At 72.9% G+C, this 17316-nt stretch carries 10 protein-coding genes; 4 read left to right on the forward strand and 6 right to left on the reverse strand.

The window, feature by feature from the left end; translation table 11 throughout:
- Positions 1-116: 116 nt before the first annotated feature.
- The 3 genes from mfd to ACIRQ9_RS15035 form a co-directional block, all read right to left on the reverse strand.
- Positions 117-3650: a transcription-repair coupling factor gene (gene mfd / locus ACIRQ9_RS15025; RefSeq protein WP_404172023.1), complete on the reverse strand. Its 3534-nt coding sequence runs from the start codon at positions 3648-3650 to the stop codon at positions 117-119.
- Positions 3651-3992: 342 nt separating this feature from the next.
- Entirely contained in the window at positions 3993-6572 is a 2580-nt protein-coding gene (locus ACIRQ9_RS15030) for an ABC transporter permease (RefSeq protein ID WP_404172026.1), read from the reverse strand.
- Positions 6569-7357, reverse strand: coding sequence for an ABC transporter ATP-binding protein (locus ACIRQ9_RS15035; RefSeq protein WP_404172029.1), 789 nt, complete (start codon positions 7355-7357; stop codon positions 6569-6571). Before ACIRQ9_RS15035 ends, ACIRQ9_RS15030 begins: the two co-directional genes overlap by 4 nt.
- 445 nt (positions 7358-7802) lie before the next feature.
- On the opposite strand from ACIRQ9_RS15035, the gene ACIRQ9_RS15040 reads away from it, so the two are divergent.
- The 3 genes from ACIRQ9_RS15040 to ACIRQ9_RS15050 all read left to right on the forward strand — a co-directional run bounded on the left by ACIRQ9_RS15040 (position 7803) and on the right by ACIRQ9_RS15050 (position 11557).
- Complete coding sequence (locus tag ACIRQ9_RS15040; RefSeq protein WP_404172032.1) at positions 7803-9296, forward strand: MFS transporter; 1494 nt, start codon at positions 7803-7805, stop codon at positions 9294-9296.
- 225 nt (positions 9297-9521) lie between these two features.
- Positions 9522-9932: a DUF485 domain-containing protein gene (locus ACIRQ9_RS15045; RefSeq protein WP_404172035.1), complete on the forward strand. Its 411-nt coding sequence runs from the start codon at positions 9522-9524 to the stop codon at positions 9930-9932.
- Between the two features lie 17 nt (positions 9933-9949).
- Positions 9950-11557, forward strand: a complete 1608-nt coding sequence (locus tag ACIRQ9_RS15050) for a cation acetate symporter (RefSeq protein WP_404172463.1) — start codon at positions 9950-9952, stop codon at positions 11555-11557.
- Positions 11558-11604: 47 nt separating this feature from the next.
- On the opposite strand, the gene ACIRQ9_RS15055 is transcribed toward ACIRQ9_RS15050, so the two are convergent.
- The 3 genes from ACIRQ9_RS15055 to ACIRQ9_RS15065 all read right to left on the reverse strand — a co-directional run bounded on the left by ACIRQ9_RS15055 (position 11605) and on the right by ACIRQ9_RS15065 (position 16462).
- Entirely contained in the window at positions 11605-12492 is an 888-nt protein-coding gene (locus tag ACIRQ9_RS15055) for a cellulose-binding protein (protein ID WP_404172038.1), read from the reverse strand.
- A gap of 215 nt (positions 12493-12707) precedes the next feature.
- A complete protein-coding gene (locus ACIRQ9_RS15060; RefSeq protein ID WP_404172041.1) occupies positions 12708-15437 on the reverse strand; it encodes an SUKH-4 family immunity protein in 2730 nt (909 codons plus the stop codon).
- 8 nt (positions 15438-15445) lie between these two features.
- Positions 15446-16462, reverse strand: coding sequence for an SMI1/KNR4 family protein (locus tag ACIRQ9_RS15065; protein ID WP_404172044.1), 1017 nt, complete (start codon positions 16460-16462; stop codon positions 15446-15448).
- Between the two features lie 297 nt (positions 16463-16759).
- Between ACIRQ9_RS15065 and ACIRQ9_RS15070 the strand changes: the two genes are divergently transcribed.
- Complete coding sequence (locus ACIRQ9_RS15070; protein ID WP_404172047.1) at positions 16760-17296, forward strand: YwqJ-related putative deaminase; 537 nt, start codon at positions 16760-16762, stop codon at positions 17294-17296.
- Positions 17297-17316: the final 20 nt, after the last annotated feature.

Genomic DNA, 17316 nt, shown 5'->3' on the forward strand with positions numbered 1-17316 from the left:
CGCAGGCCGCAGGGCAACGAGCCGGCGGCCTGGGGGTGGCCGTCGGGGCGGTCACGGCGAGTACGGCCGTGACCGCCCCGGTCCGCGGGTGCGGGGGCGCGTTCGTCCCGGCCGGGCTACGAACCCAGCACCGACGCCAGGAACTCCCCGACCCAGCCCAGCAGATCCCGTCCGACGAGCGGCTTGCCGCCGACCTTCGCGGTCTTCGGGCGCGGCACCAGCACCTGGTGGACGCTGGGCTTGATGACGGTCCCGGGATACAGCCGCTTGAGCCGCAGCTCCTGCGACTCGCGCAACTCGACGGGGGCGAAACGGATGGTGGTGCCCTGGAGGACGATCTCGCCGACCCCGCAGGCGCGGGCGAGCATCCGCAGCCCGGCGACCAGCAGCAGGTTCTCCACCGGCTCGGGCAACTTGCCGTAGCGGTCGGTGAGTTCCTCGCGGACCGCCTTGATGTCCTCCTCGGAGTTCGCGGAGGCGATGGCCCGGTAGGCCTGGAGGCGCAGCCCCTCGCCGGGCGCGTAGTCGTGCGGGACGTGCGCGTCGACGGGCAGCTCGATCCTGACCTCCAGCGGCGGCTCCTCCTCGATCTCGCCGGTCTCCAGCTGCCGCCGGTAGTCCGCCACCGCCTCGCCGACCATCCGGACGTACAGGTCGAAGCCGACGCCCGCGATGTGGCCGGACTGCTCGCCGCCGAGCAGGTTGCCCGCGCCGCGGATCTCCAGGTCCTTCATCGCCACGTACATGCCCGCGCCCATCTCGGTGTGCTGGGCGATGGTGGCGAGCCGTTCGTGCGCGGTCTCGGTGAGCGGCTTCTCCGGCGGGTACAGGAAGTACGCGTACCCGCGCTCGCGCCCGCGCCCGACCCGGCCGCGCAGCTGGTGCAGCTGGGACAGGCCGAAGGTGTCGCCGCGCTCCACGATCAGGGTGTTGGCGTTGGAGATGTCGATGCCGGACTCCACGATCGTCGTGGAGACCAGCACGTCGAACTTCTTCTCCCAGAAGTCGACGACGACCTGTTCCAGCGCCGATTCCGACATTTGGCCGTGGGCGGTGGCGATGCGCGCCTCGGGGACGATGTCGCGGAGCCTGGCCGCCGCGCGGTCGATCGACTCGACCCGGTTGTGGATGTAGAAGACCTGGCCCTCGCGCAGCAGTTCGCGGCGGATGGCGGCGCCGATCTGCTTCTCCTCGTAGGGGCCCACGAAGGTGAGCACCGGGTGCCGTTCCTCCGGCGGGGTGGTGATCGTGGACATCTCGCGGATGCCGGTGACCGCCATCTCCAGGGTGCGCGGGATCGGGGTCGCGGACATGGTGAGCACGTCGACGTTGGCGCGCAGCTTCTTCAGCTGCTCCTTGTGCTCGACGCCGAAGCGCTGCTCCTCGTCGACGATGACCAGGCCCAGGTCCTTGAACTTGGTCTCCGAGGCGAACAGCCGGTGGGTGCCGATGACGACGTCGACCGCGCCGTCCTTCAGACCTTCCAGGGTGGCCTTGGACTCGGTGTCGGTCTGGAAGCGGGAGAGCGCCTTCACGCTCACCGGGAACTGCGCGTACCGCTCGGAGAACGTGCCGAAGTGCTGCTGCACCAGCAGCGTGGTGGGTACCAGGACGGCGACCTGCTTGCCGTCCTGGACGGCCTTGAAGGCGGCCCTGACCGCGATCTCGGTCTTGCCGTAGCCGACGTCGCCGCAGATCAGCCGGTCCATCGGGATCGACTTCTCCATGTCGTCCTTGACCTCGGCGATGGTGGTCAGCTGGTCAGGGGTCTCCGCGTACGGGAAGGCGTCCTCCAGCTCGCGCTGCCAGGGCGTGTCCGTGCCGAACGCGTGCCCGGGCGCGGCCATCCGCGCGCTGTACAGCTTGATCAGGTCGGCGGCGATCTCCTTGACGGCCTTCTTGGCGCGCGCCTTGGTCTTCGTCCAGTCCGCGCCGCCCAGGCGGTGCAGGGTGGGCGCCTCGCCGCCGACGTACTTGGTGATCTGCTCCAGCTGGTCGGTCGGGATGTACAGCCGGTCGCCGGGCTGGCCGCGCTTGGCGGGGGCGTACTCGACGACCAGGTACTCGCGGGTGGCGCCCTGGACGGTGCGCTGCACCATCTCGATGTAGCGGCCGACGCCGTGCTGCTCGTGGACGATGTAGTCGCCGGACTCCAGGGTGAGCGGGTCGATGGTCTTGCGGCGCCGGGCGGGCATCCGGGCGCCGTCCTTGCCGGCAGCCTTCTGCCCGGAGAGGTCGGTCTCGGTGAGCACGGCCAGTCTGAGCGCCGGGTCGACGAAGCCGTAGTCGATGGAACCGCAGGACACGTGCACGACCGACGGGCTCAGCTCGCCGAGGTCGACGTCCAGGCGGGCCGCGATGCCCTCGCCGCCGAGCACCTCGACGGTGCGGGAGGCGGTGCCGTGGCCCTCGGTGACGTAGACCGTGCGCCAGCCGTCGGCGAGCCAGCCCTTGGTGTCGGCGAGGGCCTTGGCGGTGTCGCCGCGGTAGGTCTCGGTGGCGTGCATGCCGAGCTTGAGGGTGTCGGCGGACAGCTCCTCGTCGGCGGCGAACGGCGACACCGACCACCACATCATGTCCAGCTCGCGCGCGCGGTCGCGGACGTCCGCGATGGACCACAGGGAGGCCGCGCCGACGTCGATGGGTGCCTCGCCGCCGCCCGCGGTGGCCGCCCAGGACGCCTGCAGGAACTCCTGCGAGGTGGCGACGAGGTCGGCGGCGCGCGTGCGGACCCGCTCCGGGTCGCAGACGACGGCCATCGCGCCCTTGGGCAGCACGTCGAGCAGCAGCTCCATGTCGTCGACCAGGACCGGGGCCAGCGACTCCATGCCCTCGACGGCGATCCCCTCGGCGATCTTGTGCAGCAGCTCGCCCAGCTCGGGGTGCTGTTCGGCCAGGGCACGCGCGCGGTCGCGGACGTCCTCGGTGAGCAGCAGCTCGCGGCAGGGCGGCGCCCACAGGCCGTGGTCGGCGACCTCCAGGGAGCGCTGGTCGGCGACCTTGAAGTAGCGGATCTCCTCGATGTCGTCGCCCCAGAACTCCACGCGCAGCGGGTGCTCCTCGGTGGGCGGGAACACGTCGAGGATGCCGCCGCGCACGGCGAACTCGCCGCGCTTCTCGACGAGCTCCACGCGCGCGTAGGCGGCGGCCGCGAGGGCTTCCACGACGGTGTTGAGATCGGCGCTCTGTCCGGTGCGCAGTGCCACGGGTTCCAGGTCGCCGAGGCCCTTGACCTGCGGCTGGAGCACGGATCGTACGGGCGAGACGACGACGGAGACCGGGCCGGTCTCGGGGTCGTCGGAGGTCGGGTGGGCGAGGCGGCGCAGCACGGCGAGGCGGCGGCCGACGGTGTCGCTGCGGGGGCTGAGCCGCTCGTGCGGCAGCGTCTCCCAGGAGGGGTACTCCACGACGCCCTCGGACGGCAGCAGGGTGCGCAGGGCGGCGGCCAGGTCCTCGGCCTCGCGGCCGGTAGCGGTGACGGCGAGGACGGGGCGGCCGGTCTCACGGGCGAGGGCGGCGATCGCGAAGGGGCGGGCCGCGGGCGGGCCGACCATGTCGACGTGCATGCGGTTGCCGTCCGCGGCCGCCTTGATCGCTTCGGCGAGTGCGGCGTCCTTGACGACGGCGTCGAGCAGACCGTGCAGGCTCATTCAGGGCGGCTTTCGTCCGGGGTTCTTCGGGGGGCTTTTCGAGCGGCGTTTCGGGGGCGGGCAACGCGAAGCGCCCGGTGCGGGCTGCGACCGGGGGGTTTCCAGCGTACGACTACGCGGGCGTGACCGCCGGGGCTGTGGACAACCTCCGAGGCCCGGTGAGGCGCGACGCGGCGCGGTGGCCGTACCAGGGGCTCCGCCCCCTGACCCCTGAAGCCTATGCCCGCCCGCCACCGTCCCGGACCCGCGGAACGACGACGCGCCCGGCGCCGGGAGACCCTCGGGTCCCCGGCGCCGGGCGTTCCCCCGCAACCCCCGTGTGCGGTGGTCCTGGTGTGCGGCTCAGTCGGTCGCGATCGCCTTCAGGACGTTCATGCGGCCCGCCCGGAAGGCCGGGACCAGCGCGGCGAACAGGCCCACGAAGGCCGAGCCGACGAAGACCCCGATGATCGTCGGCCACGGGATCTCCAGGACCTTCAGGCCCTGCAGGGCGAGCAGCTTCTGCGCGGTCGCGCCCCAGCCCATGCCGAGTCCGAGGCCCAGCAGGGCGCCGAAGAGGGCGATGACCACGGACTCCATGCGGATCATCCGGCGCAGCTGGCGGCGGGAGAGGCCGATGGCGCGCATGAGGCCGATCTCCCGCGTCCGCTCGACCACCGACAGCGCCAGGGTGTTCACGACACCGAGGACCGCGACGATGATCGCCAGTGCGAGCAGCCCGTAGATCAGGTTCAGCAGCTGGCCGATCTGGTCCTTGAGCGCCTGCTTGTAGTCGGTCTGGTCGCGGACCGTGTACTGCGGGTAGTCGTGCAGCGCGGACTTGAGCGACGTGTACGCGGTGTCCTGCTGCCCGTCCTTGGCGGTGGCGAAGAGCAGGTCGTCGAGGGGCATCCGGTCGGCCGGCACGTACGTGGCGAGGGTGGCGATCGACGTGTACTTGGCTCCGGCGTCGATGAGGCCGTCGCTGCTGGTGATCGCGCGGACCGTCAGGCGGGCCGTGCGCCCCTGCTTGAACTTGACGGTGATCTTCGAGCCGAGGTGGATGCCGTGCGCCCGGGCGAACTTCTCGTGCACGGACATCGAGTCCGGCAGGTAGGCGTTCTTGAGGTCACCGGCGACGGTCTTGGTCCGCAGGTCGGTGGCGTAGGTCAGGTCGGCCGCCGTGATGTCGGTGTCCTTGAGCGTCTTGCCGTCGGGGGTGGTGTAGTCGGCCGTGGTGACCCGGTAATCGGTGACCCGCGCGAGCCCCGCCGTGTCCTTGACCGCCTTGACGGCCTGCGGGGTGATCCGCTGGCCGCTGTCGGACTGGATGATGAAGTCCGTGCCGACGGTCTTGTCGAGCTGGTCGCTGGCGGAGGCGACCATGGAGGAGCCGACCACCGAGAGGCAGGCGACCAGCGCGAGCCCGATCATCAGGGCGGCGCCCGTGGCACCGGTGCGGCGCGGGTTGCGCAGCGCGTTGCGTTCGGCCAGGCGTCCCACGGGGCCGAACATCCGCAGCAGGACGGCGCCCAGGACCCGGACGACGGCGCCCGCGAGCAGCGGCCCGATGACGACGAACCCGATCAGCGACAGGACGATGCCCAGGCCCAGCCAGGCGGCGCCCTGGGACGCCTTGTCGGCGTGCGCGGCCAGGTAGAGGCCGTAGCCGCCGCCGGCGGTCAGCAGGAGGCCCAGGACGGCCCGTACGGCGCCCGCCCTGGCGTCGGCGGGGGCGCCCGCGTCCCGCAGGGCGGCCATCGGGGAGACCTTGCCGGCCCGTCGTGCGGGCAGGTAGGCGGCGAGGACGGTGACGAGGACGCCGAGGATCAGGCCGAGCACTGGGGTCGTCCAGGCGACCGTCAGGTCACTGGTCGACAGGTGCATGCCCATCGAGCCCATGAGTTTCATCAGCCCGACCGCGATGCCGACGCCCGCGCCGACGCCGAGGACCGAACCGACCACGCCGAGCAGCAGCGCCTCGACGAGCACGGACCGGTTGACCTGGCCGCGGCTGGAGCCGACGGCCCGCATCAGGCCGATCTCGCGGGTGCGCTGGGCGACCAGCATCGAGAAGGTGTTGATGATCAGGAAGATGCCGACGAGGAAGGCGATCCCGGCGAAGCCGAGCATCGCGTACCTCATGACGTCCATGAAGCTCTCGACGTCCTTCTGGTTGGCGTCGGCGGTCTCCTTGGCGGTCTGCACCTGGTAGCCGCTGCCGAGTTCACCGATCACGTTCCGCTTCAGCCGGGCGTCGGTGACGCCGGCGGCGGCGGTCACGTTGACGTCGGTGAAGACACCGCCGCGCCCGACCAGGGTGCGCTGCGCGGTCTTCGTGTCCAGGTAGAAGATCGCGGCACCGGGGTTGGTGACGGTGAAGTCGGCGATGCCGGAGATCTTCGCGGTGTGCGTGCCGACCGCGCTGATCACGCCGATCTCGTCGCCGAGTTCGAGGTGGTGCTTGTCGGCGGTGTCGGCGTCCACCATGATCTGGCCGGGGCCGGCCGGGGCCGCACCGGAGGTGATCTTCATGGTGCGGGCGTCGTTGGCGTTCCAGCTGCCCACGATCGTCGGCGCCCCGCTGGACGGCGACAGGCTGTCCTTCTGGGCGTCGACGACGGTCACGGACGTCGAGAAGACCGTTCCCTCGGCCGCCTTGACGCCGTCCGCGGCGCGGACCCTGGTGACCACCGAGGCCGGTATGACCGGCGGCCTACCGTTCTCGGACGTCGTCTCACCGGTGTCGGAGGCGCCCTTGGCGCTGACCGTCACGTCCGACGAGGTCGCCGCGAACAGTTTGTCGAACGTCGTGTTCATCGTGTCGGTGAACACCAGGGTGCCGCACACGAACGCCACCGACAGCAGCACGGCCACGGCCGACAGGGCCATGCGTCCCTTGTGCGCGAAGAAGTTGCGCATCGAGGTCTTCATGACGGTCATGACGTACGCCCCCGCGCGTCGAAGTCCTTCATGCGGTCAAGGACGGTGTCCGCGGTCGGCCTGAACATCTCGTCCACGATCCGGCCGTCGGCGAGGTAGAGCACGCGGTCCGCGTAGGAGGCCGCGACCGGGTCGTGCGTGACCATCACGATCGTCTGGCCCAGGTCGTCGACGGAGCTGCGCAGGAAGCCGAGGACCTCCGCGCCCGCGCGGGAGTCGAGGTTTCCGGTCGGCTCGTCCCCGAAGATGATCTCGGGGCGGGCGGCGAGGGCGCGCGCCACGGCCACGCGCTGCTGCTGGCCGCCGGAGAGCTGCGTGGGCCGGTGCCTGAGCCGGTCCGCGAGCCCCACGGTCTCGACCACGCGCCGCAGCCACTCCTGGTCGGCCTTGCGGCCGGCGATGTCCATGGGGAGCGTGATGTTCTCCAGCGCGTTCAGCGTCGGCAGCAGGTTGAAGGCCTGGAAGATGAACCCGATCCGGTCCCGGCGCAGCTGCGTGAGCTTCTTGTCCTTCAGGCCGGTGATCTCGGTCTCGTCCAGGTGGATCTGACCGCTCGTCACGGTGTCGAGCCCGGCGAGGCAGTGCATCAGGGTGGACTTGCCGGACCCGGAGGGGCCCATGATCGCGGTGAACTGACCCCGCGTGATGTCCACGTCGACGTGGTCGAGAGCGACGACCCGGGTCTCTCCGGACCCGTACGCCTTGACGACCTGCCGCGCTCGCGCGGCAACGGCCGTACGCCCTCCAGTGCCCCCGTGCCTGGGAATGGTCACAGCCGATGTCACGGTATGTCTCCTAAGTCGGTCAGCGAACGGCGGCACGGTGCCGCGTCCTGCTGCGAAGCGTTCGGTACGACGACGAGTCTCGCGGTGGGCGGGTCCGCTCCGCTCTGGTGCGAAGCCCCGTCTTTCCCGGGGGAAAACCCCACCCCCGGCGGTTCGGTCAACCGCCCCCCGGCGGCGTAAAGCCAGGTTAAGGACGGCGGGGGTGCCGTCTCGTCCTCCGGCGGTACGACCCCGCCCCGAGCCCTGGTACGGAGGGCCCCCTAGGGGAAGTCCACCGCCGGGTGGAGCCCTTCTCCGGGTCCGGCTCCACCCCCGGACCCGGCCGGCCTCCCGCCTCTCCCGGCGCGCGGACCGGCGGACGCGCACTCCCGGCAGGTCGGGGGCGGATGGGAAGCTGTCGCACGCGACATAGATGCAGGGGGAACGCATGAGGAGGGGATCCGGGGTGGAGCACACGAAACCCGCGATACGGGCGGCCGGGCCCGGCGCCGCGACGGGCCGGCGGCGCGCCGTGGTGGCGGCGCTGATGCTGGCGATGGCGCTGGCCGCGCTCGACTCCACCGTCGTCTCCACGGCCGTGCCGCAGATCGTGGGCGACCTCGGCGGGTTCTCGGTCTTCTCCTGGCTGTTCTCCGGCTATCTGCTGGCCGTGACGGTGACGCTGCCGGTGTACGGCAAGCTCTCCGACACCTTCGGCCGCAAGCCGGTACTGGTCGCGGGCGCCGTGGTGTTCCTGCTGGGGTCGCTGCTGTGCTCGCTCGCCTGGAACATGGCCGCGCTGATCGCGTTCCGGATCGTGCAGGGCCTCGGCGGCGGCGCGCTGCAGGGCACCGTGCAGACCCTGGCCGCCGACCTGTACCCGCTCAAGGAGCGCCCGAGGATCCAGTCCAAGCTGTCCACGGTGTGGGCGGTGTCCGCGGTCGCCGGGCCGGGGATCGGCGGAGTGCTGGCCACCTACGCGGACTGGCGGTGGATCTTCCTCGTCAATCTGCCGATCGGCGCCGCGGCGCTCTGGCTGATCGTGCGCCATCTGCACGAGCCGGAGCGCGCACCGCGCACGCGCCCACGGGTGGACTGGGCCGGCGCGCTGGCGGTCTTCGCGTGCGGAGGCGTCCTGCTGACGGCGCTCGTCCAGGGCGGGGTGGCGTGGGCGTGGTGGTCCGCGCCGTCGTGCGCGCTGTTCGCGACCGGGCTCGCGCTGGTGGGGCTCGTGGTGTGGATCGAGCGCCGGGCCGCGGAACCGATCATCCCGGGCTGGGTGTGGCGCCGCCGGACGATCGCCGCGGTCAACCTCGCGCTCGGCGCGCTGGGGCTGCTGATGGTGGCGCCCGCGGTGTTCCTGCCCACCTACGCCCAGTCGGTCCTCGGCCTCGCGCCGGTGGCCGCCGGATTCGTGCTGTCGGTGTGGACGCTGAGCTGGCCGGTCTCGGCGGCCCTGAGCCAGCACGTCTACCGGCGGATCGGTTTCCGCGACACCGCGCTGCTCGGCATCGGCGTGGCCGCGCTGATCCTTTTCGCCTTCCCCTTCCTGCCCTACCCCGGCGCCGCCTGGCAGCCGGCGCTGCTCATGCTCGTCCTGGGCGGCGCGCTCGGCCTGTTCCAGCTGCCGCTGATCGTCGGCGTGCAGTCGACGGTGGGCTGGGCGGAGCGCGGCACGACCACCGCGTCGGTGCTCTTCTGCCGCCAGACCGGACAGACGGTGGGCGCCTCGGTGTTCGGCGCGATCGCCAACGGGGTGCTCGCCTCCCGCCTGGGCGGCGCCGGCGACCTCGACTCGGTCACCCGCGCGCTGGACGACGCAACCGCCGCCGAGTCCACGCGGCACGCGATCGCGGACGCGGTGCACGCCGTGTACCTCGGCGCCGGGTGCGCGGCCGCACTGGCGTTCCTGGTCCTGCTGTTCGTGGCCCCGCGGCGCTTCCCGGTCCTCGCGGACTGACCGGACCCCGTATCGACACGGCCCCCGCGAGCCCGCTCCCACCGCTTGGTTAACGCGGGTAACACCCCTGGTCGGACCGGCTCCGCCCGGGTAAGCGCATACCGCCCGGCCAGTTGACGGAAAAGGCCGCGAGCCCCGGCTACTTGCGAGTAGGGTGCGTGACCCCGCTCCCCCCTCTCCCTGCGGTCCGCCGCCACGGACCCGAGCCACGCAAGGAGCACCGGGATGTCCCAGGACCCTTCCCCGCGCGAGCCGTCGTCCCTCACCTACCCGTGGCAGCCACCGCCGCCACCGCCGCAGCAGCCCCGTCACGTGCCGCACCGGGCACCGGTCGGCCACCACAGCGACCTGCGGGTGCTGCGCGGCGCCTGCCGCCTCCAGCGGCGCATCCCGACCCTCACCGCGCTCGGCTACTTCACGCTGTTCCTGGCGCTGTCGGCGTTCGCCCCGGGCGTGATGACCAGCACGGTCGCCGACGGCGTGCCCGCGGGACTGCTCCTCGCCTTCCTCCAACTGCCCGTCACCTGGCTGGCGATCGCCCTGTACGAGCACACGGCCCGCCGCCGCGTCGACCCGCTCGCCGACCGCATCCGCAGGACCGCGGAGCTGGACGCCAGGCGAGGAGCCGCGCGGTGACCGGCTCCGCACCGCCCATGTCCTCGGTGTCCTCGGTGTCCTCGGCGGCGCTGGTGGCCTTCACCGCCGTCGCCACCCTCACCCTCCTGCTGTGCGTGCTGACCGGACCGGACCGCGACGACCTCGACGCGTTCTACACCGGCTACGGCTCCCTCTCCCCGCTGCGCAACGGCCTGGCCATCGCCGGCGACTACATCTCCGCCGCCAGTGTCCTCGGCACCGGCGGCGTGATCGCCCTGTGCGGCTACGACGGCGTCGTCCTCGCCCTGAGCACCGCCCTGTCGCTGATGCTGCTGATGTTCCTGCTGGCCGAACCGCTGCGCAACGCGGGCCGGTTCACCATGGGCGACGCGCTGGCCCGCCGGATGCCCGGCCGGTCCGTACGGATCGCGGCCTGCGCGGTGACCATCGCCGCCCTGCTGCCGCTGATGCTGGTCCAGCTGGCCGGCGCCGGCCAGCTGATGGCGTTCGTCCTCGGCTTCTCGAACGAGTCCGTGCAGACCTGCTGCGTCATCGGCCTCGGCGCACTGATGATCAGCTACGCGGCCATCGGCGGCATGAAGGGCACCGCCCTCATCCAGATCCTGAAGATCGTCATGCTGCTCGGTTCCGGCACCGCCGTCGCCCTGCTGATCCTGCACCGCTTCGCCTGGGACCCCGGCGCCCTGCTCACCGCGGCGGCCCGGGGCAGCGGCGCCGGAGCCGCCTACCTGCACTCCGGCCTCCAGTTCGCCGCCGGACCCGCCCCCCGCCTGGACATGATCAGCTCGGAGCTGACCATCGTCCTCGGCGGCGCCTGTCTGCCGCACGTCACCATGCGCATGTACACGGCCGCCGACGCCCGCCAGGTCCGCCGCTCCATGTCCTGGGCCGTGTCGGGCGTCGCCCTGTTCGTCCTGGTCGTCGGCGTCGTCGGCTTCGGCGCCACCGCCCTGGTCGGGCGCGCCGCCATCACCGCCGCCGACCCGCAGGGCAACACCGCCTATCTGCTGGGCTCGCGCGCTGCGTTCGGTACCCACCTGTCGGCGGCGGGCACCCTGCTCTTCACCACCGTCACCACCGCGCTCTTCCTCACCCTGCTCGCCTCCGTCGCCGGCATGATCCTGGCCTGCGCCAACTCCCTCGCCCACGACGTCCTCGCGAGCCGCGGCAAGGAGCTCCCGGCCCGGCGCGAGATAAGACTCGCCCGCCTCTGCGCACTCGCCACCGGAGTCCCCACGATCCTGCTCGCGACCCTGGTCCAGCACCACAGCCTGCAGCCCCTGGCCACCCTCTCCTTCTGCCTCGGCGCCTCCGCCCTCGCCCCGGCCCTCGTCTACGGCCTCTTCTGGCGTCGCTACACCCGGACCGGCCTGCTGTGCACCCTCGTCGGCGGCTCCCTCACCGTGCTCGTGCTGATGCCGGGTACGAACCTGGTCTCCGGCACCCCGGGCGCCGCCTTCCCGCACGCCGACGTCAACTGGTTCCCCTTCACCACCACCGGCATCGTCTCCATCCCGGCCGGCTTCCTCCTGGGCTGGCTGGGAACGGTCGCCTCCGACCGGCGCGGGGCGGCCGAGCAGCGCCGGCAGTACGAGGCGGTGGAGAGCAGGATCCTGGCGGGCACCAACCGCCGGGGGACCTGACGGGGAGGGACGGGACCGGGGGCCGGACGGGAGCGGGGGGCCGGGTGCTATTCGGCCGTCGCCCGGCCCGTCAGGGTCATGAGGCTGTCCCGCATGTGGTCCATGTGCGCCTGTACGTCGTCCCAGGTCTCCCCGTGCTCGCGCAGCACCCGCTCGGTGTCCCGCGCGATGCGCTCCTCCCGCGCCCGCGCCTCCGCGAGGATCTCCTCGGCCCGCACCTGCGCCGCCTCCTGGGAGCGGTGCTGCCACTCCTCCGCCTCGGCCACCGCACGGGTCGCCTCGGCCAGCGCGGCCTCCGCGCGCGCGAGGCGGTCGGCGGTCTCCGTCTCGAGCGCGGCGGCGCGCGCCGCCTCCTCACGGTCCTCCTCGCTCCACCGCGCGGCGTGCTCCGCGGCCTGCTCGGCGAGCATCGCGGTGGTGCGCCGGCGCATCTCGCGCAGCGCCGCGAGGGCCTCGCCGCGCTGCTCCTTGACCTCCAGCCGGGCGGTGATACGGATCTCCTCGGCCTCGGCCTGCGCCGCGAGCAGCAGATGGCGGGCCCGCTCCTCGGTGTCCGCGCGCAGCGCGTCCGCCTCCTCACCGGCCGTGGAGCGCTCGTTCTCGGCGGACTCCGCCGCCTCCACGACCCCTTCGGTCAGCGCGCGCCGCGCGCCGTCGCGCAACGCCGCCGCCTCGTCCGTCACCAGCCGGAAGATCCGCGCCGCGCGGTCCCCGAGCGTCTCGTAGGTCTGCGGCGGAAGCTGCTCGACGACGGCCCGCACCCGCGCGAACTCCGCCTCCATGTCCTTGGCGAGCACGGTGAGCCGCGCGGCCCGCTCCCACGCGTCGTCGCGGTCCTGCGAGAGGGCCACCAGGAACGTGTCGACCTGGTCGGGTCGGTAACCACGCCCCCGGCCGGTCACGAAGTCGTACGGCGGCACCGATGCGCTGCTCACCCTGGAACCCCTCTCCGCCGGATCCGCACGAAAATGATGATTTCGCGCACATCTTGATGGATAGGGCGTAAGTGTTCATAACGCGACACTCCGCAGACGTGTCACGGCCGGAGCGCCACGCCTGCCCGCTTCGCGCGCCAGGACGCGCACACGCGTGAGGGCCGGCCCGGTTCACCCGCCCGGACCGGCCCTCACCGGCTGTTGCCACCGACGCGCTACAGCAGCCCGTCCCACATCTGCTCCAGCAGCACCGACCACCAGCTCTCCGGCGAGCCGAGCGCCGCCGGGTCCAGGGAGGCGAGCTGGGCCTGGAAGTCGACGGTCCAGCGGCCCGCCTGCTCCTGGTTCAGGCCGAACCTGAGCCGCCACATCCGGCCCAGCAGCGCCAGGCAGCGCGCGAATTCCGGCAGCCCGGTGTTGACGAACTGCGGCGGCACGGACGCCCCGCCCGGCCCCGCCTCCACCGGCACGGCCACGATGTTCGCGGTGCCGTACTGCACACACACCGCCTTGCCGAAGTCGGTGCCCATCACCAGGTACGACCCCGCGTCCGGCGCCGGCCGCAGCCCGCGCTCCTGCGCCAGCTCCGCCAGCGTCGGCACCGGACGGCCGGGCTGGGCCTGCGCCCAGAAGAACGGCCCCATGTCCAGCGGCAGTCCGGCCGCCACCAGCATGTGCGCCACGATCGGCGGCACCCCCTGCCGCGACACCGCCGCCTGCTCGAACCGGAACACGCCCGGCCCGAACGCCGCGCCCAGTTCCTGCGCGATCGCCTCGGGCGGGACCGGCGGCGCCGCCTGCACCTGCGGCAACGGCGCCCGCACCGGCGCGGGCCGGGCAGGACCCGCCGCCACCTGGTGCAACTCGCCCTGGTGCGCCAGCAACTCGCGCATGCCCTGCTGCCGGCTCGCGTGATCCGTCCCGTACGGCGCGATGCTGGCGAGGCGTGCCTGCGGCCACTGCTCCCGGATCATCCGCGCACAGTAGGCACCCGGCAGCTCGCAGGACTCCAGCTCCGTGTGCAGCTCCAGCACCTGGTCCGGCGGCACGTTCAGCGCCCGCAGCTCGTGGTAGATCTGCCACTCCGGGTGCGGCGTCCCCGGCGCCGAACGCCGGATCAGCTGCTGCTCGGAACCGTCCTGCGCCCGGTAGCGCAGCACCGCCTGGTAGCCGGGGCCCACGGTCGGCAGGCCCTGCTGCGGATAGCCGTAGGCGGGCGGCTGCTGCCCCGGCCCTGGCTGTCCGGGCGGCGGCATCGCACCGGCCGGCATCGGCGGCGGCATCTGCGGGGCGCCCGGCGGCATGCCGGGGGCACCCGGAGCCGCGGGTACGCCGGGAGCGGGCAGGGGCGGCGGCGGGGCGCCGGGAGCACCCACCGGAGGCCCGGCCAGCACGGTCTCCGCGTGATGGACCGCGCCCTGCGGACCACCGAAGGGGCCCGGCGCACCGGGAGCGGGAGGCGTACCGGGGGCACCAGGAGGCTGCGGCGCGCCCGGCGCGAACGGCGCTCCAGGGGCGGGCGGCGGCGGCTGCACGCCCGGAGCCGGAGGCACACCAAGGGCGCCCGGAGGCTTGGGCACGCCCCCGCCCAGCGCGCTCGGATCGGCCAGCACCGTGGCCGACCGATGGACGTCACCAGGAGGCGTACCGCCTGGCGCACCGGGCGGCTTAGGAGCACCCGGCGGAATCGGCCCGCCCGCCGCCCGCACCGGACCACCGGGCCCCTCGGGAGCCTCCGGACCCTGCGCCGACACCATCTGCGTCGGCGCGTACCCGCCCGCCGGAGCACCCGGCGCCGCCGGGACCGGCTGAGGCGCACCCGCCGGACGCGCACCCGGCACACCCGGAACACCCGGCGGCGGAGGCGGCGCACCGGCCCCGCCCCGCGCCCTGCGCGGCGGCGGAGCGGCCCTGCTCGTCGCCGCGTCCGCTATGTCACTCGCGTTCGGCGGCAGCGGACGGCCCGGACCCGCCGCGGGCCGCGGCCCACCCGGAGCGTCCGCCGGACTCAGCGGATAGCCGTACCCCGCAGCCGCCGGCTCCTGCGGATAACCGTAGGAAGGCGCCGGCGGAACCGAACCCGCGGGCGGCCCGTCCGCGACACCCGGAGCAGGCACCCCCGAAGCCGCCGGCCCCTGCGGACGGCCGTACGGCGGCGCCGACGGCGCACCGGCACCGCCCTGCCCACCCGGCCCGTCCGGATCAGCCAGCGCCGGGGACACCGCCGTACGCGGCAGCTGGCTGCCCGCCGCCATCAGCGCCGTCTCCGCATCACCCAGCACCCCGTGGTCGGAACCGCTCAACGGCGGCGCGAACACCGTCGCCGGCAACGGAACCGAACGGTCCTCACCGGCATCGGCGTTCGTGTCGGTACCCGCCCAAGGCGTCGCACCCGCGGGCACATCGGCCGCACCCTCGCCGCCGCCCGCCGCCGGCCACGCCGACCCACCGGCACCCGCCGGCACACCCGCCTGCGTCCGCGCCAGCTCCGCGGACCCCGCACCGCCGGCCACGGACTCCCCGTCCGGCTCACCGGCCGACGACTCCTCGCCCGCACCCCGACGATCCGGGATCCCCAGCTTGTCCGCCGCCTCCTGAAGCCACTCCGGCGGACTCAACAGGAACGACGTCTGATGCAGATCGACCCGCTGCGCGGCCGCCGGCACCGCGTCGGCGACCTCCTCCTCACCGCCGTACTCCTCCTCGTACCGGCGGATCACCTCACCCACCGGCAACGCCGGCCACAGCGTCGCGTCCCCGGAATCCCTCGCGATGACCAACCGCTGCCCGCCCCCGTCCGAACGCGGACCCCCCGCACGGTCCTCACCCCACACCACGAACCCGAGACCGAACTCCCGCACCCGCACCTCACGATGCTGGTACGCCGGCACATCGCCGTTGATCCACTCCTCCGCGCGCTCCTGCGCCTGCGCGAACGTCACCATGCCGAAACTCACTCCCCCGAGCCAACAGAGACGGCACGGGCGAAACCGCCGTCCACCATCAGATCCGCCACCGTCTCCAACTCCGGCGGAGAACCCGCCAACCGGGACAGGAACGCGTCGAAATCCTCACCGCACGGCAGCAGAAGCCGCTCCACCCGCTCGGCCGGCGGCAACGCGGGATCCACGTCCCGCACATCGTCGTACGCGCAGAACCACACCGAACCCACCCGGTCGCCCCGCACCTTCACCGCCAGCAGACCACCCTGCACGAAACACACGCCCAGGTAGTCCTTGGTCAGATGGTCACGCAGACACTTGTTGACGTACACCAGATCGTTCACCGCGGCCTCGTCACGCACCGTGAAGAACGGCTGGTCCAGCAGCAGACCCAACTCGGCGTCCAGCGCCGTCCCCACCGGCGCGCAACCGCCCGCCGCCTTCAGGAAGGAGCGGTACGCACCCGGCAGCCGGTACCCCAGGTCCTCCTCCACCCCCAGCACCTGCGACTCCGACACCGCCACGCCCGACTTCGGCAGACCCACATGAGCCGGACGCGTCTCCTGCAACGGCCGCGTGCCCCGCCTGTCCTGGTCCACCCGCGCCGTCGCCACCCCGCCGTGATGCCGCAGCAGCGCCTTCACCTCGACCGGCACCAGCTCCAACCGCCGCGACCCGGCCACGTGATGCCACGTCCAGCCGTGCGGCGTCGCCACCGCCGGCACCGTGTCCCACAACTCATGGCCCGACGCCGACAGCACCGCGTTCGCCGACACGTAGTCCGTCAGCCGCAGCTCGTCCACACCGAAACCCTCCGGCGGATCCGCGATCTCCGCCGCCGCACGCGCGTAGGGCGAGAAATCGGGGTAACCGTGCTCATCGACCCGCACCCCCCGCGGATGACGTGCCGCCCGGACCGGATCCGGGAAATGCACGACCTGCCCGGCATAGGCCGCGTTCGGCGGCCCGGCCTGCCCACCGGCCTGGCGGCTGGGCGGCGCCCCCATCCCGAGCCGACCTGTCGTCATGACGGTTGCCCCCTGCGGCACTCTGTACGAACCGGACCACACCCATCAGCGCGCCCCGGCCCGTAACCGGCTGTCTCTCCCACGTCCCAGACGCGTCGACCGCGCCCATCGCGGTGCCGACAGCCTATGCGGTACACGAACCCCGGTCACCGGGCCTCCGCTTCCGTGACCAGCCGTCACCCCCGCGTGACAGCCCGCCCCGCCCCGGGCGTGTCGCACCGCCCCAGCTACCGCACACGCCACCCGATTTGGCAGTCTGTGACTTTTCAGGGGGATGCCCGGGAGGGGAAGACGATCATGAACACCACGCAGACGGGACCGCACACCGCCGTGCCCGGAGAACGACACGCCGCCACCAGCGGCGACCCCCGCATCGGCTGGAGCAGCACCGAAACACCCCCCGCGCCCACCCTCCTGCACCGCCGCGACGGCATCCTGCCCACCGTCGCCGCCGCCCTCTCCGTCCGCGGCGCCACCCTCACCGGCACCGCCGCCCGCGGCGACCAGCCGCCCCCGCTGCACCCCCTGGTCCAGGAATTCCTCGACTCCCTGCCCAGCGCACAACGCGACCGCTCCACCGGACGCTGCGCCGAAGCCATCCTCGTCTCACGGCACATCACCACCGCCGACGGCGCCCGCAGCAAACGCGCCGCCCGCAAACCCATGACCAACGGCGAAGCCCGCAAAGCCCTCAAACAGGCCAAGCTCACCGCCCGCCGCATACGCGAGGACGGCGACCCGCTCCACGGCAGCTTCGCCGCCCCCTGCCGGGCCTGCGCCGCCCTCACCGCCCACTTCGGCGTCCGCATCGTCGACCCCACCACCGGCGACTGACACCCCACACACGAACACAG

This window comes from Streptomyces sp. NPDC101237 (assembly GCF_044767465.1).
Classification (GTDB): domain Bacteria; phylum Actinomycetota; class Actinomycetes; order Streptomycetales; family Streptomycetaceae; genus Streptomyces; species Streptomyces gramineus.

Excerpts from the sequence above, each read along its gene's own strand:
- ACIRQ9_RS15050 (WP_404172463.1), top strand. The coding sequence starts at position 9,950 with ATGTCCTCGGTGTCCTCGGTGTCCTCGGCGGCGCTGGTGGCCTTCACC.
- ACIRQ9_RS15070 (WP_404172047.1), top strand. The coding sequence starts at position 16,760 with ATGAACACCACGCAGACGGGACCGCACACCGCCGTGCCCGGAGAACGA.
- mfd (WP_404172023.1), bottom strand. The coding sequence starts at position 3,650 with ATGAGCCTGCACGGTCTGCTCGACGCCGTCGTCAAGGACGCCGCACTC.
- ACIRQ9_RS15065 (WP_404172044.1), bottom strand. The coding sequence starts at position 16,462 with ATGACGACAGGTCGGCTCGGGATGGGGGCGCCGCCCAGCCGCCAGGCC.
- ACIRQ9_RS15030 (WP_404172026.1), bottom strand. The coding sequence starts at position 6,572 with ATGACCGTCATGAAGACCTCGATGCGCAACTTCTTCGCGCACAAGGGA.
- ACIRQ9_RS15045 (WP_404172035.1), top strand. The coding sequence starts at position 9,522 with ATGTCCCAGGACCCTTCCCCGCGCGAGCCGTCGTCCCTCACCTACCCG.
- ACIRQ9_RS15060 (WP_404172041.1), bottom strand. The coding sequence starts at position 15,437 with ATGGTGACGTTCGCGCAGGCGCAGGAGCGCGCGGAGGAGTGGATCAAC.